The organism is Pseudomonas sp. (assembly GCF_030696055.1).
Taxonomy (GTDB): Bacteria; Pseudomonadota; Gammaproteobacteria; order Pseudomonadales; family Pseudomonadaceae; genus Aquipseudomonas.
Genome location: NZ_JAUYNP010000050.1, coordinates 1 through 21,931, shown reverse-complemented (window position 1 = coordinate 21,931; position 21,931 = coordinate 1). Strand labels below are relative to the sequence as shown.

21 protein-coding genes are annotated in these 21,931 nt (G+C 61.9%); 5 read left to right on the top strand and 16 right to left on the bottom strand.

The window, feature by feature from the left end:
- The 5 genes from Q8Q83_RS03010 to rplM form a co-directional block, all read right to left on the bottom strand.
- Window positions 1–748 (bottom strand): cytochrome c1 (locus Q8Q83_RS03010; protein WP_305621011.1); only part of this gene is annotated, 748 nt, incomplete at its 3' end.
- Window positions 748–1,959 (bottom strand): cytochrome bc complex cytochrome b subunit, encoded by a 1,212-nt coding sequence (locus tag Q8Q83_RS03005; RefSeq protein WP_305621010.1) that lies wholly within the window; start codon window positions 1,957–1,959, stop codon window positions 748–750. The genes Q8Q83_RS03010 and Q8Q83_RS03005, both read right to left, overlap by 1 nt.
- Window positions 1,959–2,552: a ubiquinol-cytochrome c reductase iron-sulfur subunit gene (petA, locus tag Q8Q83_RS03000; RefSeq protein WP_305621008.1), complete on the bottom strand. Its 594-nt coding sequence runs from the start codon at window positions 2,550–2,552 to the stop codon at window positions 1,959–1,961. The genes Q8Q83_RS03005 and petA overlap by 1 nt, the downstream gene beginning before the upstream one ends.
- 254 nt (window positions 2,553–2,806) lie before the next feature.
- On the bottom strand, window positions 2,807–3,199 hold the full coding sequence (rpsI, locus tag Q8Q83_RS02995) for a 30S ribosomal protein S9 (protein ID WP_305621007.1): 393 nt from the start codon (window positions 3,197–3,199) through the stop codon (window positions 2,807–2,809).
- A gap of 14 nt (window positions 3,200–3,213) precedes the next feature.
- On the bottom strand, window positions 3,214–3,642 hold the full coding sequence (rplM, locus tag Q8Q83_RS02990) for a 50S ribosomal protein L13 (RefSeq protein ID WP_007917032.1): 429 nt from the start codon (window positions 3,640–3,642) through the stop codon (window positions 3,214–3,216).
- Window positions 3,643–3,888: 246 nt separating this feature from the next.
- Between rplM and Q8Q83_RS02985 the strand changes: the two genes are divergently transcribed.
- Window positions 3,889–4,926 carry an NADP(H)-dependent aldo-keto reductase gene (locus Q8Q83_RS02985; RefSeq protein ID WP_305621006.1) on the top strand — a complete coding sequence of 346 codons (1,038 nt, stop codon included), beginning with the start codon at window positions 3,889–3,891 and terminating at the stop codon, window positions 4,924–4,926.
- A gap of 57 nt (window positions 4,927–4,983) precedes the next feature.
- On the opposite strand, the gene Q8Q83_RS02980 is transcribed toward Q8Q83_RS02985, so the two are convergent.
- Window positions 4,984–6,120 (bottom strand): acyl-CoA dehydrogenase family protein, encoded by a 1,137-nt coding sequence (locus tag Q8Q83_RS02980; protein ID WP_305621005.1) that lies wholly within the window; start codon window positions 6,118–6,120, stop codon window positions 4,984–4,986.
- A gap of 241 nt (window positions 6,121–6,361) precedes the next feature.
- On the opposite strand from Q8Q83_RS02980, the gene Q8Q83_RS02975 reads away from it, so the two are divergent.
- Together Q8Q83_RS02975 and Q8Q83_RS02970 are read left to right on the top strand one after the other, a co-directional pair.
- Window positions 6,362–7,267, top strand: coding sequence for a GlxA family transcriptional regulator (locus Q8Q83_RS02975; protein ID WP_305621013.1), 906 nt, complete (start codon window positions 6,362–6,364; stop codon window positions 7,265–7,267).
- A gap of 121 nt (window positions 7,268–7,388) precedes the next feature.
- Window positions 7,389–8,354 carry a hypothetical protein gene (locus Q8Q83_RS02970; protein WP_305621003.1) on the top strand — a complete coding sequence of 322 codons (966 nt, stop codon included), beginning with the start codon at window positions 7,389–7,391 and terminating at the stop codon, window positions 8,352–8,354.
- Window positions 8,355–8,547: 193 nt separating this feature from the next.
- Here the strand turns inward: Q8Q83_RS02970 and zapE are convergent, their stop codons facing one another.
- The 3 genes from zapE to Q8Q83_RS02955 form a co-directional block, all read right to left on the bottom strand.
- Window positions 8,548–9,642, bottom strand: a complete 1,095-nt coding sequence (gene zapE / locus Q8Q83_RS02965) for a cell division protein ZapE (protein WP_305621002.1) — start codon at window positions 9,640–9,642, stop codon at window positions 8,548–8,550.
- Between the two features lie 125 nt (window positions 9,643–9,767).
- The gene (locus Q8Q83_RS02960) at window positions 9,768–11,114 is read right to left on the bottom strand and encodes a tryptophan--tRNA ligase (RefSeq protein ID WP_305621001.1); all 1,347 of its coding nucleotides are present in this window, start codon (window positions 11,112–11,114) and stop codon (window positions 9,768–9,770) included.
- 40 nt (window positions 11,115–11,154) lie between these two features.
- A complete protein-coding gene (locus Q8Q83_RS02955; protein ID WP_305621000.1) occupies window positions 11,155–11,790 on the bottom strand; it encodes an alpha/beta hydrolase in 636 nt (211 codons plus the stop codon).
- A 137-nt stretch (window positions 11,791–11,927) separates the two neighbouring features.
- Here Q8Q83_RS02955 and Q8Q83_RS02950 point away from each other — a divergent pair, with 137 nt between their 5' ends.
- The gene (locus Q8Q83_RS02950; RefSeq protein ID WP_305620998.1) at window positions 11,928–12,365 is read left to right on the top strand and encodes a YhcB family protein; all 438 of its coding nucleotides are present in this window, start codon (window positions 11,928–11,930) and stop codon (window positions 12,363–12,365) included.
- 83 nt (window positions 12,366–12,448) lie between these two features.
- Here the strand turns inward: Q8Q83_RS02950 and cysN are convergent, their stop codons facing one another.
- The 3 genes from cysN to Q8Q83_RS02935 form a co-directional block, all read right to left on the bottom strand.
- Window positions 12,449–14,350, bottom strand: coding sequence for a sulfate adenylyltransferase subunit CysN (cysN, locus tag Q8Q83_RS02945; protein WP_305620997.1), 1,902 nt, complete (start codon window positions 14,348–14,350; stop codon window positions 12,449–12,451).
- Window position 14,351: 1 nt separating this feature from the next.
- On the bottom strand, window positions 14,352–15,269 hold the full coding sequence (gene cysD, locus Q8Q83_RS02940) for a sulfate adenylyltransferase subunit CysD (RefSeq protein ID WP_305620996.1): 918 nt from the start codon (window positions 15,267–15,269) through the stop codon (window positions 14,352–14,354).
- 153 nt (window positions 15,270–15,422) lie between these two features.
- Window positions 15,423–16,181, bottom strand: coding sequence for a Nif3-like dinuclear metal center hexameric protein (locus Q8Q83_RS02935; RefSeq protein ID WP_305620995.1), 759 nt, complete (start codon window positions 16,179–16,181; stop codon window positions 15,423–15,425).
- Window positions 16,182–16,293: 112 nt separating this feature from the next.
- On the opposite strand from Q8Q83_RS02935, the gene algW reads away from it, so the two are divergent.
- A complete protein-coding gene (gene algW / locus Q8Q83_RS02930; protein WP_305620994.1) occupies window positions 16,294–17,436 on the top strand; it encodes a Do family serine endopeptidase AlgW in 1,143 nt (380 codons plus the stop codon).
- A gap of 77 nt (window positions 17,437–17,513) precedes the next feature.
- Here the strand turns inward: algW and hisC are convergent, their stop codons facing one another.
- The 4 genes from hisC to murA form a co-directional block, all read right to left on the bottom strand.
- Window positions 17,514–18,566, bottom strand: a complete 1,053-nt coding sequence (hisC, locus tag Q8Q83_RS02925) for a histidinol-phosphate transaminase (RefSeq protein ID WP_305620992.1) — start codon at window positions 18,564–18,566, stop codon at window positions 17,514–17,516.
- Between the two features lie 74 nt (window positions 18,567–18,640).
- Window positions 18,641–19,951 carry a histidinol dehydrogenase gene (gene hisD, locus Q8Q83_RS02920; RefSeq protein ID WP_305620991.1) on the bottom strand — a complete coding sequence of 437 codons (1,311 nt, stop codon included), beginning with the start codon at window positions 19,949–19,951 and terminating at the stop codon, window positions 18,641–18,643.
- Between the two features lie 121 nt (window positions 19,952–20,072).
- Entirely contained in the window at window positions 20,073–20,708 is a 636-nt protein-coding gene (hisG, locus tag Q8Q83_RS02915; RefSeq protein ID WP_305620989.1) for an ATP phosphoribosyltransferase, read from the bottom strand.
- A 93-nt stretch (window positions 20,709–20,801) separates the two neighbouring features.
- On the bottom strand, window positions 20,802–21,931 hold a 1,130-nt coding region (gene murA / locus Q8Q83_RS02910; protein ID WP_305620987.1), incomplete at its 5' end, for a UDP-N-acetylglucosamine 1-carboxyvinyltransferase.

The following is a 21,931-nucleotide window of genomic DNA, read 5'->3' as shown; positions in this document are numbered from 1 at the left end:
GCAGGTAGGCGAATACGAAGAAGAAGGCAAGATACAGCAGAACGTAGGTACCGATACGCTGGCTTTCCAGCTTGACCGGGTTGGCCGAGTACGCCAGGAATGTCACCAGGTTCTTGACCTTCTCGTCGAACTGTTCTTCGTTCAACGCGCCGGTTTTCGGCTCGATGGTCAGCTGGTCACAGGCTTCATGAGTGATAGGCGTGCCGGTCAATGGATCGAACTGCTTCTTGCCATCCTCAACCACCTGCACCTGCTTGCAACCTATGTACTGGCGACCCTGCAGCCCAGCCAACACGTTCGGCATGCCGACATTGGGGAATACCTTGTTGTTGGCACCCAGCGGACGGGCGGTATCTTCGTAGAAGGTACGCAGGTAGGTGTACAGCCAATCATTACCGCGCACACGAGCAACCAGGGTCAGATCGGGCGGCGCCGCACCGAACCAGGTCTTGGCATCGGAAGGTTGCATGCCGATCTTCATGTGATCGCCAATCTTGGCGTCATTGAAAATCAGGTTTTCCAGCATGACCTCATGCGGAATGCCCAGGTCATCGGCAACCCGCTCATAGCGCTGGAACTTGGCACTGTGGCAACCCATGCAGTAGTTGGCGAAGGTACGCGCGCCATCCTGCAGGGCAGCCTTGTCGGTCAGATCAATCTCGACTTCGTCCAGATGCACGCCGGCTTCACTAGCGAAAGCGAAGACCGGCAGCGCAGCAATAACAAACGCAGCAAATAGCTTTTTCATCAGCCCGTCACCCTTTCCGGAACCGGTTTGGTTTTTTCCATCCTGGTGTAGAACGGCATCAGGATGAAGTACGCGAAGTACAGGAAGGTACACACCTGCGACAGCAACGTACGACCCGGGGTAGGCGCCAGGACGCCCAGCACACCGAGGATGACGAAGGACACGCAGAACACCAGCAACCAGATCTTGCTCAGCCAGCCCTTGTAGCGCATCGACTTGGCCGGGCTACGGTCCAGCCACGGCAGCACGAACAGGATGGCGATGGCCGCGCCCATGGCGATGACACCCATCAGCTTGTCCGGAATCGCCCGCAAGATGGCGTAGAACGGGGTGAAGTACCACACCGGCGCGATGTGCGCTGGCGTCTTGAAGGCGTTGGCCACTTCGAAGTTGGGCTTCTCGAGGAAATAACCGCCCATTTCCGGGAAGAAGAAGATCACGAAGCAGAAGATAAACAGGAACACCACCACGCCGACTATGTCTTTCACGGTGTAGTAAGGGTGGAAGGCGATGCCGTCAAGCGGAATGCCGTTCTCGTCCTTTTTCTTCTTGATGTCGACACCGTCCGGGTTGTTCGACCCCACTTCATGCAGCGCCAGGATGTGCAGGACCACCAGGCCCAGAATCACTATTGGCAAGGCCACGACGTGCAAGGCGAAGAAGCGGTTCAGGGTGATCCCGGAAATCAGGTAGTCACCACGAATCCACTGGGTCAGGTCTGCCCCGATCACCGGGATGGCACCGAACAGCGAGATGATCACCTGGGCGCCCCAGTAGGACATCTGGCCCCAGGGCAGCAGATAGCCCATAAAGGCCTCGGCCATCAGCATCAGGTAGATCAGCATGCCGAAGATCCACACCAGCTCACGCGGCTTCTGATAAGAGCCGTAGAGCAGGCCGCGGAACATATGCAGGTAGACCACGATAAAGAACGCCGAAGCACCGGTGGAGTGCATCAGGCGCAGAATCCAGCCGTACTCCACATCACGCATGATGTATTCGACCGAGGCAAAGGCCTCTTCAGCCGAAGGGGTGTAGCTCATGGTCAGCCAGATGCCGGTGACGATCTGATTGACCAGCACCAGCAGGGCCAGGGAGCCGAAGAAGTAGAAGAAGTTGAAGTTCTTTGGCGCGTAGTACTTGGACAGATGGTCTTCCCACATCTTGGTCGCGGGGAAGCGCGCATCGACCCATTCCATGAATTTACTCATCATGCTTGCTCCTGATCCACACCGATGATGACCACATCATCCGACTCGTATGTGTGCGGTGGCACCGGCAGGTTCATGGGTGCAGGTTGAGCCTTGTAGACCCGGCCGGCGAGGTCGTAGCGCGAACCGTGGCAGGGGCAGAAGTAACCACCTACCCACTCCGCACCCAGATCCGCTGGTGCCACTTCTGGACGGAAGGACGGCGAGCAACCCAGGTGAGTACACAGACCTACCAGCAGCAGAACTTCCGGCTTGATCGAGCGGGTTTTCGCATCGACATAGCTCGGCTGCTCAGACGCCTTGGAGTCGAAGTCAGCCAGTTGCGGCTCAAGTTTCACCAGGTTGCCGAGGATCTCCTCGGTACGGCGCACGATAAATACCGGCTGCCCCCGCCACTCGGCAACCATCTGCTGGCCCGGCTCAATTTTGCTGACGTTCACCTTAACGGGTGCTCCGGCAGCTTTAGCCTTGGCGCTTGGGAACCAGGACCCTACGAACGGGACCGCGGCACCCACCGCTCCTGCAGCGCCCACCACAGAGGTGGCCGCTACCAGAAAGCGACGCCGGCCTGCATTCACGCCGTCATTGCTCATTCAGTCGTCTCCCATCAGCTTTGTGGCCTGTTGGTCAGGCCTCTACTAAGTAAAAATCGAGTCACGCAAAAAATTTGCCAGATGGTAAAGAAAAGCCCCATTTCTGACAAGGCAATTACTGGATACAAAATGGCTGAAAGCCTTGTCGGACGCGGCATTTACCGGTGCGGCAAGTTGTCGCAACCCTGACCCGCGCCCATAAAAAACGCCCAGCTCCGAAAGGAAACTGGGCGTTTTTGAACGCAGGTAGCGAATTAACGCTTGGAGTACTGCGGACGCTTACGCGCCTTACGCAGACCAACCTTCTTACGTTCAACTTCACGGGCATCGCGAGTCACGAAGCCAGCTTTACGCAGAGCCGGACGCAGAGCTTCGTCGTAGTCCATCAGGGCGCGAGTGATGCCGTGGCGGATGGCGCCAGCTTGACCACTTACACCACCACCGATAACGGTGATGTAGATATCGAACTTCTCGGTCATCTCAACCAGTTCCAGCGGCTGGCGAACTACCATGCGGGCAGTTTCACGACCGAAGAAGGTGTCGAGAGTACGGTTGTTGATGGAGATCTTGCCAGTACCCGCACGCAGGAAAACGCGAGCGGTTGCAGTCTTGCGACGGCCAGTGCCGTAATTTTGAGTCGCCGACATAATGAACTATTCCGTTAAAACTTCAGTTCTTGGGGCTGCTGAGCAGTATGGGGGTGAGCAGCGCCCGCATAAACTTTCAGCTTACGATACATGTCGCGACCCAGCGGGTTCTTCGGCAGCATGCCTTTGACCGCGGTCTCGATCACGCGCTCAGGGGCCTTAGCGATCAGCTTTTCGAAGTTGATCGACTTGATGCCGCCCGGGAAACCGGAGTGGGAGTAGTACATCTTGTCGGTGGTCTTGGCACCAGTCACACGGATCTGCTCGGCATTGATCACGACGATGTAGTCGCCGGTATCAACGTGCGGAGTGTACTCTGGCTTGTGCTTGCCACGCAGACGGCTCGCGATTTCGGTAGCCAGACGACCCAGGGTCTGACCTGCAGCGTCGACGACAAACCAGTCGCGCTTAACTGTTTCCGGTTTAGCAGTAAAAGTTTTCATTCTTTATAGCCTCAGGGGCCGCCCTGATAAATAAGACGGCGGATCTTACTGAATAGTGCGTACTTTGACAAGTCAAAGGCAGCCGAAAACAGGCGCTATCGGGGGCTCGGGTCAGCGCGTCCGTAATACGGCAAGATTCTTCGGCAGGCGGCGCATCACTTCCACTGCAGAAAGAGGTGCGCAATTATGCAGATCGCCAAGCGAATTTCAACCAAATTATGTCAATGAATTTTCGAGGAGCATGCAATGGACTACCGCCAACTCGGCCGCACGGACCTGAAAGTCAGCAGCATCTGCCTGGGCAGCATGACCTGGGGCGAACAGAACAGCGCCAGCGAAGCCCACGCCCAGCTCGAACGGGCCAAGGCCTTTGGGGTGAACTTTCTCGATACCGCGGAAATGTACCCGGTACCACCGCGCGCCGAGACCTACGGCGCAACCGAGCAGATCATCGGCGATTACTTCAGGCAGCGCGGTGACCGCGCCGACTGGATACTGGCCAGCAAGATCGCCGGACCCGGCAATGGCATCGGCTATATCCGCGGCGGCCAGCTCAAGCACAACCGCGAACACATAGTCGCGGCGCTGGATGCCAGCCTCAAGCGCCTGCACACCGACTGGATCGACCTGTACCAACTGCACTGGCCGGAGCGCCCGACCAACTTCTTCGGCCAGCTCGGCTATCGCCATCAGGACAGCGACTTCACCGCACTGGAAGACACCCTGGAAGCCCTCGACGAACAGGTCAAGGCCGGCAAGATCCGGCATATCGGCCTGTCCAACGAAACGCCCTGGGGCACCATGAGGTTTCTGCAACTGGCCGAACAGCGCGGCTGGCCGCGCAGCGTTTCCATTCAGAACCCCTACAACCTGCTCAACCGCAGCTTCGAAGTCGGCTTGGCGGAGATCACCATACGCGAGCAGTGCGGCCTGCTGGCCTACTCCCCGTTGGCGTTCGGCATGCTCTCCGGCAAGTACGAGAACGGCGCGCACCCGGCCAATGCGCGGATCAGCCTGTTCAGCCGCTTTACCCGCTATACCAACCCCGAGTCGGCAGCAGCCTGCTCGGCCTATGTGGCGCTGGCACGCGAACATGGCCTGGACCCGGCACAGATGGCCCTGGCCTTTGTCAGCGCCCAGCCCTTCGTCACCAGCAATATTATCGGCGCCACCAGCCTGGAGCAGCTGGAGATCGATCTGACCAGCAGCGAACTCAAACTGTCCGAAGAAGTGCTGGCCGGCATCGAAGCCATCCACAAGGCCCAGCCCAACCCCGCGCCCTAAAAGCAAAAACCCGGCATCCTCGGATGCCGGGCCCTCAGCCTTATCGCCGCCGATGCATCACAGCGAGCGCGCGATAATCTCCTTCATGATCTCATTGGTGCCGGCGTAGATCCGCTGCACCCGCGCGTCCGCCCAGGCCCGCGCCACCGGATATTCCCACATATAGCCGTAACCGCCGTGCAGCTGCACGCACTCATCGAGCACCTTGCATTGCAGGTCGGTGCCCCAGTACTTGAGCATGGCGGCGGTCGGTACATCCAGCTTGCCCTCAAGGTGCAGCTCCAGACAGCGATCGACGAAGACCCGGCCCACCTGAATCTCGGTGGCCATCTCGGCCAGCTTGAAGCGGGTGTTCTGGAAGTCGCCAATCGCCTTGCCGAAGGCCTTGCGCTCGCGGGTGTATTCCAGCGTCCAGTTGAGCGCCGCCTCGGCCGACGCCAGGGCACCCACGCCGACGGTCAAACGCTCCTGAGGCAGCTCCTGCATCAGGTAGGCGAAGCCCATACCGGCCTGGCCCAGCAGGTTCTCCTTGGGCACTCGCACGTCCTGGAAGAACAGCTCGGAGGTGTCCTGGGCCTTCATTCCGACCTTTTCCAGGCGCTTGCCCTTGGCGAAGCCCGGCGTATTGGCCTCGACCAGAAACAGGCTGGTGCCCTTGGCACCGGCTTTCGGGTCGGTCTTGGCCACCACTATCACCAGATCCGCCAGGTAGCCGTTGGTGATAAAGGTCTTGGAGCCGTTGATCACATAGTCATCGCCATCCAGCACCGCGGTAGTCTTCACCCCCTGCAGGTCGGAACCGGCGCCCGGCTCGGTCATGGCGATGGCCGTGACCATCTCGCCGGACACCAGCTTGGGCAGGTACTTGTGCTTCAGCACCTCGGAGCCGTAATGCAGGATATAGGGCGCGACTATGTCCGAGTGCAGGGAGAAACCGATGCCGGTCAGGCCCAGACGCCCCACTTCCTCGATCACCACGGCGCTGTAGAGAAAATCGGCCGCCATGCCGCCGTATTCCTCCGGGATATGCGAGCAGAGCATCCCCGCCTCCCCCGCCTTGTTCCACAGCTGGCGATCGATATGGCCGTCCTTCTCCCACTGCGCATGGAAGGGCACGGCCTCCTGCTCGAGAAACTTGCGCACACTGCTGCGGAACAGTTCGTGTTCGGCGCTGAAAATGGTTCTGGGGATCATGCTGGCACCTGCTGCTATGGGCGGTTTTAAACTGGCCTCGACTTTAGCCAAGCAAACGCTTGGTCACACTGGACACAAGCGCCAATAAATAAGACGATCCAGCCAGCGTATGACCACTTAGCCTTAAATAAGAATAATACCTATGCCTATTCAGTCGCCCGCCTCCCTGCACCGCGTCAGCATTCTGGCCACCGACGGCGTATTCGCCTCCACCCTGATGCAGGCCAAGGACTTCTTCCATATGGCCAGCCTGCGCTACGGCAAGCAGCAGGGTCTGGGCCTGACCCCGACCTTCGAGATCAACCTGGTCAGCCCCGACGGCCAGCCCGTGCGCAGTTTCAGTAATGTGCTGATGCCGGTGGACGGCCCCCTGGACAGCGCCGACATCATCATCCTGCCGGCGTTCTGGGACGACTTCGACGCCCTCTGCCAACGCCATCCCCAGGTGCTCGGCTGGCTGCGGCAGAGCCATGCCGCCGGCAGCGCAATTTGCGGCGAAGCCACCGGGGTGTTCTGGATGGCCCAGGCCGGCCTGCTCGACGGCAAGGAGGCGACCACCTACTGGCGCTTCTTCAACGAGTTTAGCGAGCGCTTCCCCAGGGTGCTGCTGAACCAGGAGAAGCACCTGTCGGACGCCGACAATCTGTATTGCGCCGGCGGCGTCACCTCGGCCTGCGACCTGTATATCTACCTGATCGAGCGCTTCTGCGGCGCCAGCGTGGCCCAGGGCGTGGCCCGCGACATCCTCTACGAGGTGCAGCGCAACTATGCGCCGGGGCGCATCGGCTTCGGCGGGCAGAAGCTGCACCACGACATGACCATCCTGCAGATCCAGCAGTGGCTGGAGGATCACTTCGCCGACAAGTTCCGCTTCGAGGACGTGGCCCGCGAACACGGCATGAGCATCCGCAACTTTATGCGTCGCTTCCAGACCGCCACCGGCGACAAACCCTTGCACTACCTGCAGCGCCTGCGCATCGAGACCGCCAAGGGCCTGCTCAGCGCCACCCGCAAGAGCATCAAGACCATCAGCTATGAGGTGGGTTACGACGACGCCAGTTTCTTCGCCCGCCTGTTCCGCCAGCACACCGAACTGTCACCCAACCAGTACCGCCGCCAGTTCCAGCACAAGGACGGCCATGCTTAAGGTCGCCCCCCAAGCGATCCGCAAGCACAGCGCACGGCTCAACTGATCCTTGGATGGGTGGGCCGCGGCCGCCGGCGCTCTATGATCGGTGTATACCTACAACAACAATTAGGTCATCGCCATGCGCCGCACTCTTATCGCCTTACTCGCCGCCTGCAGCTTCAGTGCTGTGGCCGCCGACAACTGGAAAGCCTTCCCCTACGACCAAAGCGCCTACGACTATTCCGGCGACAAGCTGCGCCAGGCCTGGCCGCAGCTGACCCGCGGCTTTGGCAACGACTACCCCTTCCCGGACGTCGACTGGGTGGCGACCATGGCCACCAGCCATCCCCAGGCCCTGGAGCAGACGGTCGCCGCCAATACCGGCTTTACCGGCAAGCCGGAAGAGGCGCAACTCTATGCCGCCAAACTGCAGGATGTCTGGCGCCTGGTGTTTCGCGGTGATTTCGCCCAGGCCAAGCAGCAAGGCCTGGCCCTGGGCGTCGGCGGCCAGGTGCCGGCGATGTTTGCCCAGGTGATCTACGCCATGTTCCTGGTGCCCGAGCAGGCAGAGAAACACAGGCTGCTGGAAGAGGTGATCCGCTACACCGAGCAGGCCGGCGAACTGGTGCAGGCCGACACCGTCGCCCAGTTCGGCAGCATCTACGCCAAGGCGCGCCTGGGCGAAGAGCTGCCGGTGCCGGTGGTGCTAAAGCGCGGCTACACCTCCCAGATCCCCGCCGAACTGAAAGTGCTGCTGGCCAAGCAACCGCACCAGCCCTTCGCCCTGGCCCTGTACGGCGGCTACGAAGCCGGCGTGATCCGCAAGGTCGGCAAGCTGGTCGGACGCATGACCTACGGGGTCAGCGCCGACAATATGGAGCAGTATTTCAGCCAGAGCTTCCAGGCCAAGGACGACCTGCCCATCGGCCACTACGAGTACGCCAATGCCCTCGGCTACGTATACGGCGACGACGAGCAGGCCAAGGCCCTGCAACACCTCAAGCGCGCCGTGGCGATCAAGCCGATCAGCGCCATGGAAGCCCTGGAAGTGGCCTATGCACGGAAGATACTCACCCAGTACGAGCAGAAGCTGGCGCAGAACTGAGTACGGCTAAAGCGCCAAGCCCGCCCACGGGCGAATGCCGCCCACTTAAGGCAGGTGAGCGGCGCTTTGTTGTAGCCCGGATGAAATCCGGGGAAATCTACCGCCTGCCAATCCGCTCCCGGATTGCATCCGGGCTACGCTCTGAAACGCAAAAGGCTGCCCGCGGGCAGCCTTTTCATTTTCAGAGTCGCAATTATGGCTTATGCGGGCGCGAGAGGAACTCGTGGGACTGCATCTCCAGCAGGCGGCTGAGGGTGCGCTGGAACTCGAAGTTCAGCCGGCCGCCGCTATAGAGGTCTTTCAGCTCCACTTCGGCGGAGATGATCAGCTTGACGTTGCGGTCGTAGAACTCGTCCACCAGGTTGATAAAGCGTCGCGCCATATCTTCCTTGGCGCTGCCCATCTGCTCGACGTTGGCCAGCAGCACGGCGTGGTAGATCTTGCCCAGCTCGATGTAGTCATTCTGGCTGCGCGGGCCGTCGCACAGCTCGCGGAACTCGAACCAGGCCACGTCGTCGCCTTCCTTGCGCGCCACTATCGCGCGGTTCTCGATCATCAGCGCCTTGTTTTCCTCGACCTGGCAATGCTCCGGCAGCAGGCTGCTGAAGCTTTTCTCCAGGCTCTGCTCGGCCTCGGCGTCCAGCGGCCAATGGAACAGCTCGGCCTGCTCCAGGGCACGCAGGCGGTAATCGATGCCGCTGTCGACGTTGACTATCTCGGTGTGCTGCTTGAGCAGGGCGATCGCCGGCAGGAAGCGCGCGCGCTGCAAGCCGTCCCTGTACAGGCCGTCCGGCACTATGTTGGAGGTGGCCACCAGGCTGACGCCGTTCTTGAACAGCTCCTCCATCAGGGTGGCGAGGATCATGGCGTCGGTAATGTCGGAGACGAAGAACTCGTCGAAACAGATCACCCGCGCCTCGTCGGCGAAGCGCCGGCCTATGATGGTCAGCGGGTTCTTCTCGCCCTTGAGGGTGCGCATTTCCTCATGCACACGCTTCATAAAGCGGTGGAAGTGGGTGCGCACCTTGCGCTCGAAGGGCAGCGCATCGAAGAAGGTATCCACCAGATAGGTCTTGCCGCGACCTACGCCACCCCAGAAATACAGGCCCTTGACCGGCCCCTGAGGCTTTCTGGCGAACAGCTTGCCGAACACACCGGCCGTGCCCTTGTCAGCGGCTACCAGATCGTCGTACAGACGCTGCAGATGACGCACCGCAGTTTCCTGGGCGGCATCATGGAAGAACTCGGGGCGCTTGAGGTCAGCCTGGTAGCGTTCTAGCGGGGTCATAATTCGTTAGCCGAGCAAGTAAAACGGGGCGTCACTTTAGCGACGGCCCCGCGGCTTGGCAATCGGCCCGCACGGCGGGCGGGCGGAAATCCGATTAATGCGCCGCTGCTCAGCCTACATCCCGCTTATTCCGCCGGCGCCAGGGCCTCACGCAGGCGCCGGATAGCTGCCTGACAGGCCGCGCCGTCGGCAAAGGCCGGGCTTTGCGCCACGCATTCACCCTCCAGCCAGACGCCAAAACCGCCGTCCTGCTCACGCACATCCAGGGCTTCGCCGGACTGCAGACGCTTGTTGACCAAGCCGGCCGCCTTGCCATCGGCAAAGGACTTGGACAGCAGCAGCTGCTCCCCGGCCGCATCCAGCAGACGGAAGCGGAAACTGCCGTCGTCGTCGCGGAAGCTGACGAAGCGTGCGCTCTTGCCGGCTTTTTTCTTCTCGCCCGCGCCGCTGACAGCCTGGCTGCGGAACGAGCGCAGGCCCACCGCTTCGCGCAACTCGCCGAGGAAGGGGGTAGCGGTCTTGCGCGCCTTGGCGGCGCCGGCCAGGAGGATATCTTCCAGGTCCGCCGGCTTTTCGATCAGCGCCTGATAACGCTCGCGGGCCTCACCCAGTTCGTTGTTGAGCAGCTGGAACAGGCGTTGCTTGGCTTCTCCCCAGGCCAGGCCGCCGATCAGTTCGGCGCGGAACTCGGCCTGCTGGGCCGCTGTGGCGAACGCCTGGTACAGGGTGAACAGGTGCGAGTTGTCCGGGTCTTTCGGCTCGCCGGGCAGCCTGGAGTCGGTGACGATGCGGGCAATGGCGTCCTTGAGCTGCTTGACGCTGCCGAACAACGGGATGGTGTTGTCGTAGCTCTTGCTCATCTTGCGCCCGTCGAGGCCGGGCAGGGTCGCCACGCCTTCCTCGATCACCGCCTCCGGCAGGGTGAACAACTCTTTACCGTTACCGAACAGGTGGTTAAAGCGCTGGCCTATATCCCGGGCCATTTCCACATGCTGGATCTGGTCGCGCCCCACCGGCACCTTGTGCGCGTTGAACATCAGGATGTCCGCCGCCATCAGCACCGGGTAGCTGAACAGGCCCATGCTGATGCCGGCATCCGGGTCCTCGCCCTGCTCGACGTTCTTGTCCACCGAGGCCTTGTAGGCATGGGCGCGATTGAGCAGGCCCTTGCCGGCGACGCAGGTGAGCAACCAGCACAGCTCGGTAATCTCGGGGATATCCGACTGGCGGTAGAAGGTCGCCCGGTTCACGTCCAGACCACAGGCCAGCCAGGTGGCGGCAATTTCCAGGCGCGAACGCTGGATGCGCGCCGGCTCGTCGCACTTGATCAGGGCGTGGTAGTCGGCCAGGAAGTAGAAGGAATCCGCGTCGGCGGCGCGACTGGCAACTATGGCCGGGCGGATGGCGCCGGCGTAGTTGCCCAGGTGCGGGGTGCCGGTGGTGGTGATGCCGGTAAGGATACGAGTGGTCATGGCTATCGCTTATTCAGTCGAGCGCTTATCGGCGCTGCAATCAGTTCGAAAGGCGCGGCAACAGCAGATCCTTTAGATCGGTCAGCTTGCCGTGAAAAAAGTGGCCGCATTCTGCCACTTTCAGCAGCTCATGGGCACGTCCCAGGCCGGCGGACCAGGCATAAACCGCCTGCGGCTCTATCACCTCATCGGCCTCGGGCTGAATCAGGGTCAGGGGGCAATGCTGGGCGGGCGGATTCTCCGCACTCAACCGCTGTACGGCCGGGGCCAGCATAAACAGATGGGCCGGCTCCAGACCCTGGTTTTCCAGGCGCCCGGCCAGGCTGGCGGCGACAAAGCCGCCGAAGGAAAAGCCCAGCAGGGTCAGCGGCAACTGCGGGTACTGGGTGCACAGCCAGGCGGCCACGGCTTGTGCGTCATCCACCTCGCCGCTGGCCATATCGTGGCTGCCGGTACTGGCACCGACGCCGCGGTAGTTAAAGCGCAAGGTGGCCAAGCCGGCATCGCGGGCGGTGCGCTGTACAGTGGAGACCACCTTGTTCAGCATGGTGCCGCCCTGCACCGGGTTGGGGTGGCAAATCAGCGCCACGCCACGGGCCTCGGGGGTATCCAGCCACAGGGCTTCCAGCTGGCCGCAGGGGCCATCGATCATCAGGGGGGTTTCGCGGGTGAGCAACACTGAACTCCGTGACCTCGCAGTGGGTCGACTCGTCTAGCTGACAGCCTGCGCCGCACACATCCGGCATTGTTGCGGTATACAGCGCAGGTTCGAGCCGTTAACGTAAAGCAAAGCCGTTTAGAGAGGAAGGACTCGTGGAACAGACGCTCACCGCCTGGTTGCTACCCGCCGTTACCCTGGTAGCCGGCATTGCCATTGGCTTCCTGATCGCCCGCCTGGCGCCCAATGCAGCCCCCAGCCGCACCCAGCGCCAGCTGGACGAAATGCAGGAACGTTTCGAGGCTTACCAGAGCGAAGTGGTTAGCCACTTCAACACCACCGCCAGCATGGTGAAAAAGCTCACGCAAAGTTATCAGGACGTGCAGGAACACCTGTCCGAGGGCGCCAACCGCCTGGCACTCGACGAACTGACGCGCCAGCGCCTGCTCGCCACACTGCAGGCCGATGACATCAGCGAAAAACGCGAACGCCTGACGCCACCGAAGAACAACGAAATGCCCAAGGACTATGCGCCGAAAAGCGCCGATGTTCCGGGTATGCTCGATGAAAGCTACGGCTTAAAAAACAAGTAACAGCTGTCGAAAAAACGCTAAACCGGTTGCTCAGCCAATAAAAAGCCCCGCTCTAGAGCGGGGCTTTTTATTGTGCAGCGGATTTAAATCGCGCCACGCTCGCGCAGTAAGGCCAATACCTGCTTGACGCCCTCCTCCACCGACAGGCTCTGGGTGTCGATCAGCAGATCGGCATCCAGCGGCACGTCGTAGGGGAAGGACTCGCCCGGGATATTGTCGCCGGCGGCGGCGTACAGGCCTTGCGGATCTCGCTCGGCGCAAACCTGCGGGGAGGTCTGCACATAGACGGTGATCAGGCGCTCGGCGCCGATCAGCGCCTTGGCCTGTTCGCGACCTTCGGCATCCGGGGCGACGAAAGCGGCCAGGGTCAGCAGACCGGCCTCGTTGAACTGCCGCGCCACATGGGCGGCACGCCGCCAGTTCTCGGTGCGCCCGGCACGATCCTGCGGCAGACCCTTGTTCAGGTCGTGACGCAGATTCTGGCCATCCAACACGTACACGGCACGCCCCATATCGAACAGCTTGCGCTCCACGGCGTAGGCCAAGGTGCTCTTGCCCGCGCCGGACAGGCCGCTGAACAGCACGGTGGCCGGCTGCTGGCCGAAGCGCACGGAACGCTCTTCGGTGGACACATGGGCCAGCTTGCCGTGGTGACCGTCGCCACCCTGGGCGCCGACCGGCTCGGCGATGATCATGCCGGCGCCAACCGTGCCATTGGTCAGGCGATCTATCACGATAAAGGAGCCAGTGGTGCGGTTGTGCGCATAGCCGTCGAGGGCGATAGGCGCATCCAGGGCCACACGCACCTGGCCGATCTCATTGAGCTGCAAGCTGCTCGCCGGACCGTGCTCCAGGGTGTTCACATCGACACGATGGGTGATGCTGGCGATCGAGCCCGGCACATAGCTGGTGGCGCGCTTGATGTCGTATTTCTTGCCCGGCAGCATCGGCTCCTCACTCATCCACACCAGCATGGCGTCGAAGCTGTCGCTGATCTGCGGACGGTTATCACCGTGCACCAGCATGTCGCCGCGGGACACGTCGATCTCGTCTTCCAGGGTCAGGGTCACCGCCTGGCCGGGGCCGGCGTGCTCCAGTTCACCTTCATAGGTGACTATGGATTTGACCTTGCTGCCCTTGCCCGACGGCAAGGCAATGACTTCGTCGCCCTTGCGCACTATGCCGCTGGCCAGGGTGCCGGCGAAGCCGCGGAAGTTCAGGTTGGGACGGTTGACGTACTGCACCGGGAAACGCAGGTCGGTGAAGTTGCGATCGCCCGCCACTTCCACGGTCTCGAGGATTTCCATCAGCGACTGACCGTCGTACCAAGGCGAACGCTCGCTCTTGTTGACCACGTTGTCGCCCTTGAGCGCCGACATGGGCACGAAGTGCAGGGAGCTGGGCTTGAGCGCGATTCCTTCGGCGAACTTCAGGTAATCGGCCTTGATCTGCTCGAACACGCCTTGATCGAAGTCCTTCAGGTCCATCTTGTTGATGGCCACGACTATGTGCTTGATGCCCAGCAGGCTGGCGATAAAACTGTGGCGCTTGGTCTGGGTCTGCACGCCGTAACGGGCGTCGATCAGGATGATCGCCAAATCGCAAGTCGAAGCGCCGGTGGCCATATTGCGGGTGTACTGCTCATGGCCGGGGGTGTCGGCGATGATGAACTTGCGTCTGGCGGTGCTGAAATAGCGGTAGGCCACATCGATGGTGATGCCCTGCTCGCGCTCGGCCTGCAGGCCGTCGACCAGCAGCGCCAGGTCGATGTCGTCACCGGTGGTGCCGACTTTCTTCGAGTCGCGGGTGATGGCTTCCAGATGGTCTTCGTAGATCATCTTGGAGTCGTGCAGCAGGCGCCCGATCAGGGTGCTCTTGCCGTCGTCGACGTTGCCGCAGGTGAGGAAACGCAGCAGTTCCTTGCGTTCGTGCTGGGCCAGGTAGGCGAGGATGTCCTCGCTGATCAAATCGGACTGATGCGACATATCAAAAATACCCCTGACGTTTTTTCTCTTCCATGGAACCTGCACCATCATGGTCGATGACGCGGCCCTGGCGTTCGGAAGTACGGGTCAGGAGCATTTCCTGGATGATTTCCGGCAACGATGCGGCGGTGGACTCCACGGCGCCGGTCAGCGGGTAGCAGCCGAGGGTGCGGAAACGCACCATCTTCTTCTGGATACGGGCTTTCTCTTCGTCCGACAGGTGCTCGAGGATGCGCTCGTCATCGATCATCACCAGGGTGCCGTTGCGCTCTATCACTTCGCGCTCGGCGGCGAAGTACAGCGGCACGATCGGGATGCCTTCCAGGTAGATGTATTGCCAGATGTCCAGCTCGGTCCAGTTGGACAGCGGGAACACGCGGATCGACTCGCCCTTCTTGACCTTGCCGTTATAGACGTTCCACAGCTCGGGACGCTGATTCTTCGGGTCCCAGCGGTGCTTGCTGTCGCGGAAGGAGTACACGCGCTCCTTGGCGCGGGACTTCTCTTCATCGCGGCGCGCGCCGCCGAAGGCCGCATCGAAACCGTACTTGTCCAGGGCCTGCTTCAAGCCCTCGGTCTTCATGATGTCGGTGTGCTTGGCACTGCCGTGGGTGAAGGGGTTGATGTCCTGGGCGATACCGTCCGGATTGACGTGGGTGATCAGGTCCAGGCCCATTTCGGCGACCATCTTGTCGCGAAACGCATACATCTCCTGAAATTTCCAGCGAGTGTCGACGTGCATCACCGGGAATGGCAGCTTGCCGGGAAAGAACGCCTTGCGCGCCAGGTGCAGCATCACGGCGGAGTCTTTACCGATGGAATAGAGCATTACCGGGTTGTCGAATTCGGCGGCCACTTCACGAATGATGTGGATACTTTCCGCCTCCAGCTGTTTCAGGTGGGTCAATTTATCGAGCATGGTTACTCACGGTTTGCTGTGTAATTGGGCCGGCGGGCCGTGGACGATGGCGCACTCTAGCACAGCGCCCTCTTCTATTCAGGTCGCCAGTTAGATCGAAACAATCTAGCTTTATGCCCGTGAAACAGGCTGCAGCCGTGCCTCGGGTGGGTCTCAGATAGGATTCGGGCAATCGATAAACAGATGTTCCAGGGCAAAGTGGCGGGCCAGGTAGTCGCCCAGGGCCTGGATGCCATAACGCTCGGTGGCATGGTGGCCGGCGGCGATAAAGCTGATGCCGTTTTCCCGCGCGCTGTGGAAGGTCTGCTCGCTGGCCTCGCCGGTCAGGTACAGATCGACGCCGGCGGCTATGGCCTGGTCGATATAACCCTGGCCGCCCCCGGTGCACCAACCGATGCGGCGAATCATCTCGCGGCCCTCGACCAGCAGCGGCTCGCGGCCCAACACCTGCTGCACGCGCCGGGCAAAATCCCCCGGGCTGATGGCTTCGGCGAGGGACCCCAGCAGACCAACGGTACGCGGGTTGTCCGGCTCCAGCGGGCCTTCGACCGTGATCCCCAGCTGCGCCGCCAACTGCACGTTATTGCCCACCTCGGGGTGCAGGTCCAGCGGCAGATGGTAGGCCAGCAGACTGATCTCATTGGCCAGCAGGGTCTGCAGACGACGGCGCTTCATCCCGGTGATGCAGGGGTTTTCGCCTTTCCAGAAGTAACCGTGGTGCACCAACAGCACGTCGGCCTCGGCCGCCACCGCGGCATCGACCAGGGCCTGGCTGGCGGTCACGCCACTGACGATACGCCGCACCTGCGGTCGGCCCTCGACCTGCAGGCCGTTGGGACAGTAATCGCTGATACGCGCCGCATTCAGGTAACGGTCGGCTTCTGCCACCAGGGTCGCCAGAGCAATGGCCATAGGGATTCCTTCTTACGCAGGTAGGGGGTCGCTGCTTTATTGCCGGCCGCCCCTCTATAATGGCGCACCTTAAGGGGCCGGCCTGGCCCTCGCAACCCTCAGGATTTAATTGATGTTCAAGGCCTTGCGTTTTCTTGGCTGGCCCCTGCTAGTCGGCGTGCTCCTGGCGCTGCTGATCATTCAGTACTCCCCGCAATGGGTCGGCTTGCCGAGCCAGGATGTAAACGTCAACCAGGCGCCGTTCTACAGCCGCATGCAGGAAGGCCCGGTGTCCTACGCCGAGGCGGTGAACCTGGCCTCGCCCGCGGTGGTCAACCTCTACACCACCAAATACACCAATAAGCCGGCCCTGCCGCTGTTCGAAGACCCGCAGTTCCGCAAGTTCTTCGGCGATAACCTGCCCAAGCAGCGGCGCATGGAGTCCAGCCTCGGCTCGGCGGTGATCATGAGCCCGGAAGGCTATCTGCTGACCAACAACCACGTGGTGGCCGGTGCCGACCAGATAGTGGTGGCGCTCAGGGACGGCCGCGAAACCCTGGCCCGGGTGATTGGCAGCGACCCGGAAACCGACCTGGCCGTGCTGAAGATCGACCTGCCGCAACTGCCCGCCATGACCCTGGGGCGCTCGGACAATATCCGCATCGGCGATGTAACCCTGGCCATCGGCAACCCCTTCGGCGTTGGTCAGACCGTGACCATGGGCATTATCAGCGCCACCGGGCGCAACCAGCTGGGCTTGAATACCTACGAAGACTTTATCCAGACCGACGCGGCGATCAACCCCGGCAACTCCGGCGGCGCCCTGGTGGATGCCTATGGCAACCTGATCGGCATCAACACCGCGATCTTTTCCAAGTCCGGCGGCTCGCAAGGCATAGGCTTCGCCATTCCGGTGAAGCTGGCGATGGACGTGATGCAGGCTATTATCGAACACGGCCAGGTAATCCGCGGCTGGCTGGGCATCGAGGTGCAGCCGCTGACGCCGGAGCTGGCGGAATCTTTCGGCATGGAAGGCCGCCCCGGCATAGTAGTGGCCGGCATCTACCGCGACGGGCCGGCACAGAAGGCCGGCCTGCAGCCGGGCGACCTGATCCTCAATATCGACGGCCAACCGGCCGGTGATGGCCGCCGCTCGATGAACCAGGTCGCCCAAACCAAGCCCGGCGAACAGATCCGCATAGAGATCATGCGCGGCGGCAAGCCCCTGGAACTGAGCGCCGAGATAGGCGTACGCCCGCCCGCCAACGGCAGCTAAGCCGAGGCGCCGCCCACCGCCCGAGCAATAAAAAGCCGGAACTGTTAAGCCAGTTCCGGCTTTTTTTCTGAGGCTGGCTACAGACCCTGCAGGGCATCCAGCAACGCCTGATTCTGCTCGGGCGTGCCTATGCTGATGCGCAGAAACTGGGCAATCCGCGCCTGCTTGAAGTGACGCACTATCACCCCCTGCTCACGCAACAGCGCCGCCAGCTCGGCGGCATCGCGCTGCGGGTGACGGGCGAAGATAAAGTTGGCGGCCGACGGCAGCACCTCGAAGCCCAGCTGCTGCAGCCCAGCCACCACCAGTTCGCGACTGTCGATAACCGCCTGACAGGTCTTGGCGAAATACTCGCGATCGGCGAACGCCGCCGCCGCACCGGCTATGGCCATGCGGTCCAGCGGGTAGGAGTTGAAGCTGTTCTTGATCCGCTCCAGCGCCTCGATCAAGTCGGGGTGGCCGACCGCCAGGCCGACACGCAGGCCGGCCAGGGAACGCGACTTGGACAGGGTCTGGGCCACCAGCAGGTTGGGGTATTTATCCACCAAGGTGATCGCAGTCTCGCCACCGAAGTCGATATAGGCCTCGTCCACCAGCACCACGCTGTCCGGATTGGCCTTGAGCAGCTGCTCGATGGCGTCCAGGGCCAACAGGCAGCCGGTAGGCGCGTTGGGATTGGGGAAGACGATGCCGCCGTTGGGCTTGGCATAGTCCTCGACGCGGATCTGGAACTGCTCGTCCAGCGCGATCACCTCCGAGGCAATCCCATAGAGGCCGCAGTACACCGGGTAGAAGCTGTAGCTGATATCCGGGAACAGCAAGGGTTTGTCGTGTTGGAACAGGCCATGGAAGGCGTGCGCCAGCACCTCGTCGGAACCATTGCCGACAAACACCTGGTTGAGCTGCACACCGTAATAATCGGCCACCGCCTGCTTCAGGCGCTCGCCGTTGGGGTCCGGGTACAGGCGCAGGTTGTCGTTCAGCTCGGCCTGCATGGCGGCGATCGCCTTGGGCGATGGACCGTAGGGGTTTTCGTTGGTATTGAGCTTGACCAGCTTGGCCAGCTTGGGCTGCTCACCCGGCACGTAGGGCACCAGGTCTTTGACGAAGGGGCTCCAGAATTTGCTCATCTGCCCTTCTCTCCTCGAATTCGTTGTGTTTGCGATGGGTATCGCTGCGCTCAACCCATCCTACATTTGGCCGATTAGCTCTTAATGCGGTACTCGGCGCTACGGGCGTGGGCGGTCAGCGACTCGCCGCGAGCCAGCACCGAGGCACTCTTGCCCAGTTCGGAAGCACCGGCGGCCGAACAATGGATGATCGACGAGCGCTTCTGGAAGTCATACACCCCCAGCGGCGAGGAGAAGCGCGCGGTACCCGAGGTCGGCAGCACATGGTTGGGCCCGGCGCAGTAGTCGCCCAGCGCCTCGGCGGTGTAGCGGCCCATAAAGATCGCACCGGCGTGGCGAATCAGCGGCAGATACTGCTCCGGCTCGGCCACCGACAGTTCCAGGTGCTCCGGCGCGATACGGTTGGCCACCTCGATTGCCTGGGCCATATCGGCCACCTGGATCAGCGCGCCACGAGTTTCCAGGGAAGTGCGGATAATCTCGGCACGCTCCATGCTCGGCAGCAGCCTGGCGATGCTCGCCGCGACGCGATCGAGGAAGGCGGCATCCGGGCTGAGCAGAATCGACTGGGCGTCCTCGTCGTGCTCGGCCTGGGAGAACAGGTCCATGGCGATCCAGTCGGGATCGGTCTGACCGTCGCACACCACGAGGATTTCCGAGGGCCCGGCGATCATGTCGATGCCGACCTTGCCAAACACATGGCGCTTGGCGGTGGCCACGTAGATATTGCCGGGGCCGACTATCTTGTCCACCGGAGGCACGCTTTCGGTGCCATAGGCCAACGCCGCTACGGCCTGGGCACCGCCGATGCAGAACACCCGGTCGACGCCGGCGATGCAGGCGGCGGCCAGCACCAGCTCATTGATCTCGCCCCGCGGGGTCGGCACCACCATCACCACTTCCGGCACGCCGGCGACCTTGGCCGGGATGGCGTTCATCAGCACCGAAGAGGGATAGGAAGCCTTGCCGCCCGGCACATAGAGGCCGGCGCGGTCCAGCGGGGTGACCTTCTGCCCCAGCACGGTGCCGTCGGCCTCGGTGTAGGTCCAGGAGTCCTGCTTCTGCTTTTCGTGGTACAGGCGCACTCGCTCGGCGGCAACGATCAGGGCCTGACGCTGCTCCGGGGTGATGCGGCTCAGAGCGAGCTCCAGACGCGCACGCGGCAGGATCAGGTCGGCCATGCTGGCGACTTCCAAACCATCGAACTTCTGGGTGAATTCGACCAGGGCGGCATCGCCACGCTCGCGCACGGCCTTGATGATATCCAGCACGCGCTGGTTGACCGCATCGTCCGAGACACTTTCCCAGCTCAGCAGATGATCCAGATGCTGGGCAAAGCCCTGGTCAGCGGCGTTGAGTCGGCGGATAGCGATAGGAGCGGTCATAGCGGGCCTCTTAATTGGCAAATGCTCAGGCGCCCGTAGAGTAGCAACCGCTCCGCGCGGGCACCTGAGGATTCTGGCTATAACGCGGATAGGCTAGGCCGCACAAAGGCGGCCATCAGGCTCAGGCCGGATGTCGCGACTCGACCGCTTCGCGCAGGGTATCGATCAGCGCCTGGATGCGACCGTGCTGCATCTTCATCGAGGCCTTGTTGACGATCAGCCGCGAGCTGATGGTGGCGATCAGCTCCTGGGCTTCCAGGCCGTTGGCACGCAGGGTGTTGCCGGTATCGACCACGTCGATGATCTTGTCGGCCAGGCCCACCAGCGGTGCCAACTCCATCGAGCCGTACAGCTTGATGATATCGACCTGACGGCCCTGCTCGGCGTAATAACGCTTGGCCACGTTGACGAACTTGGTGGCCACCCGCAGACGCCCCTTGGGCTCGGGCGCCCCCACGGCACCGGCGGTCATCAGCTTGCACTTGGCGATACGCAGGTCCAGGGGCTCGTACAGCCCCTGGCCGCCGTACTCCATCAACACGTCCTTGCCAGCCACGCCCAGATCCGCCGCGCCGTGCTCGACATAGGTCGGCACGTCGGTGGCACGTACGATCAGCAGGCGCACGTCATCCAGGGTGGTGGGAATGATTAGCTTGCGGCTCTTGTCCGGATTTTCCGTCGGCACAATACCTGCCGCGGCGAGCAGCGGCAGGGTGTCGTCGAGAATGCGGCCTTTGGACAGGGCGATGGTGAGCATTGAAAAATCCTTCAGAACTTGCGTAGGTTGGCGCTGAGCGAAGCGAAGCCCAACAAGAGCCACACCGCGGCTCTTGCTGTCCTGGCTGCCAACCTAGCCCGGCACACGGCGAATTTTAGCGCCCAGCATCTGCAGTTTCTCTTCGATGCACTCGTAACCACGGTCGATGTGGTAGATGCGATCGATCAGGGTGTCGCCCTCGGCCACCAGCGCGGAGATCACCAGGCTGGCGGAGGCGCGCAGGTCGGTGGCCATAACTGGCGCACCCTTGAGCTTCTCGACCCCGCTGACGATGGCGGTATTGCCTTCGACCTGAATTTGCGCGCCCATACGAATCATTTCATGCACGTGCATAAAGCGGTTTTCGAACACGGTTTCGATCACCGTGCCGGTGCCCTCGGCGATCGCATTGAGGGCGATAAACTGCGCCTGCATATCGGTCGGGAACGCCGGGTACGGCGCGGTACGCAGGTTAACGGCTTTCGGCCGCTTGCCATGCATATCCAGCTCGATCCAGTCGTTGCCGCAGGTGATTTCCGCGCCGGCTTCCTGCAGTTTGGACAGCACCGCTTCCAGGGTGGTCGGATCGGTGTCTTTCAACTTGACCCGGCCACCGGTGGCCGCCGCGGCAACCAGGTAGGTGCCGGTTTCGATACGGTCGGGCATCACGCTGAAACGCGCGCCGCCGAGACGCTCAACGCCGTCGATGATGATGGTGTCGGTGCCGGCACCGGAGATTTTCGCGCCCATGGCGATCAGGCAGTTGGCCAGGTCCACCACTTCCGGCTCGCGGGCGGCGTTTTCCAGCACGCTGCGGCCCTTGGCCAGGGTGGCGGCCATCATGATGTTCTCGGTACCGGTCACGCTCACGGTGTCGAAGAAGAAGTGCGCGCCGCGCAGGCCGCCCTCAGGCGCCTTGGCCTTGATATAGCCGCCTTCCACATCGATGATCGCGCCCATGGCTTCCAGACCACGGATATGCAGGTCGACCGGACGCGAGCCGATGGCGCAACCGCCAGGCAGAGCCACTTCGGCTTCACCGAAACGGGCGACCATGGGGCCGAGCACCAGAATCGAGGCGCGCATGGTTTTCACCAGCTCATAGGGTGCGATCAGGGTCTTGATCGCCCGCGCATCGACTTCCACGCTGAGTTTTTCATCGATGATCGGCTCGATGCCCATGCGCCCGAACAGCTCGATCATGGTGGTGATGTCGTGCAGGT

Bases quoted from the DNA above. Each gene is read 5' to 3' on its own strand.
- Q8Q83_RS03005 (WP_305621010.1), bottom strand. From the start codon at position 1,959: ATGAGTAAATTCATGGAATGGGTCGATGCGCGCTTCCCCGCGACCAAG.
- hisG (WP_305620989.1), bottom strand. From the start codon at position 20,708: ATGCTCACCATCGCCCTGTCCAAAGGCCGCATTCTCGACGACACCCTG.
- rpsI (WP_305621007.1), bottom strand. From the start codon at position 3,199: ATGTCGGCGACTCAAAATTACGGCACTGGCCGTCGCAAGACTGCAACC.
- cysD (WP_305620996.1), bottom strand. From the start codon at position 15,269: ATGCTCGATAAATTGACCCACCTGAAACAGCTGGAGGCGGAAAGTATC.
- Q8Q83_RS02985 (WP_305621006.1), top strand. From the start codon at position 3,889: ATGGACTACCGCCAACTCGGCCGCACGGACCTGAAAGTCAGCAGCATC.
- zapE (WP_305621002.1), bottom strand. From the start codon at position 9,642: ATGACCCCGCTAGAACGCTACCAGGCTGACCTCAAGCGCCCCGAGTTC.
- cysN (WP_305620997.1), bottom strand. From the start codon at position 14,350: ATGTCGCATCAGTCCGATTTGATCAGCGAGGACATCCTCGCCTACCTG.
- Q8Q83_RS02970 (WP_305621003.1), top strand. From the start codon at position 7,389: ATGCGCCGCACTCTTATCGCCTTACTCGCCGCCTGCAGCTTCAGTGCT.
- Q8Q83_RS02975 (WP_305621013.1), top strand. From the start codon at position 6,362: ATGGCCAGCCTGCGCTACGGCAAGCAGCAGGGTCTGGGCCTGACCCCG.
- petA (WP_305621008.1), bottom strand. From the start codon at position 2,552: ATGAGCAATGACGGCGTGAATGCAGGCCGGCGTCGCTTTCTGGTAGCG.
- Q8Q83_RS02980 (WP_305621005.1), bottom strand. From the start codon at position 6,120: ATGATCCCCAGAACCATTTTCAGCGCCGAACACGAACTGTTCCGCAGC.
- algW (WP_305620994.1), top strand. From the start codon at position 16,294: ATGTTCAAGGCCTTGCGTTTTCTTGGCTGGCCCCTGCTAGTCGGCGTG.
- Q8Q83_RS02935 (WP_305620995.1), bottom strand. From the start codon at position 16,181: ATGGCCATTGCTCTGGCGACCCTGGTGGCAGAAGCCGACCGTTACCTG.
- rplM (WP_007917032.1), bottom strand. From the start codon at position 3,642: ATGAAAACTTTTACTGCTAAACCGGAAACAGTTAAGCGCGACTGGTTT.
- hisD (WP_305620991.1), bottom strand. From the start codon at position 19,951: ATGACCGCTCCTATCGCTATCCGCCGACTCAACGCCGCTGACCAGGGC.
- hisC (WP_305620992.1), bottom strand. From the start codon at position 18,566: ATGAGCAAATTCTGGAGCCCCTTCGTCAAAGACCTGGTGCCCTACGTG.
- Q8Q83_RS02960 (WP_305621001.1), bottom strand. From the start codon at position 11,114: ATGACCACTCGTATCCTTACCGGCATCACCACCACCGGCACCCCGCAC.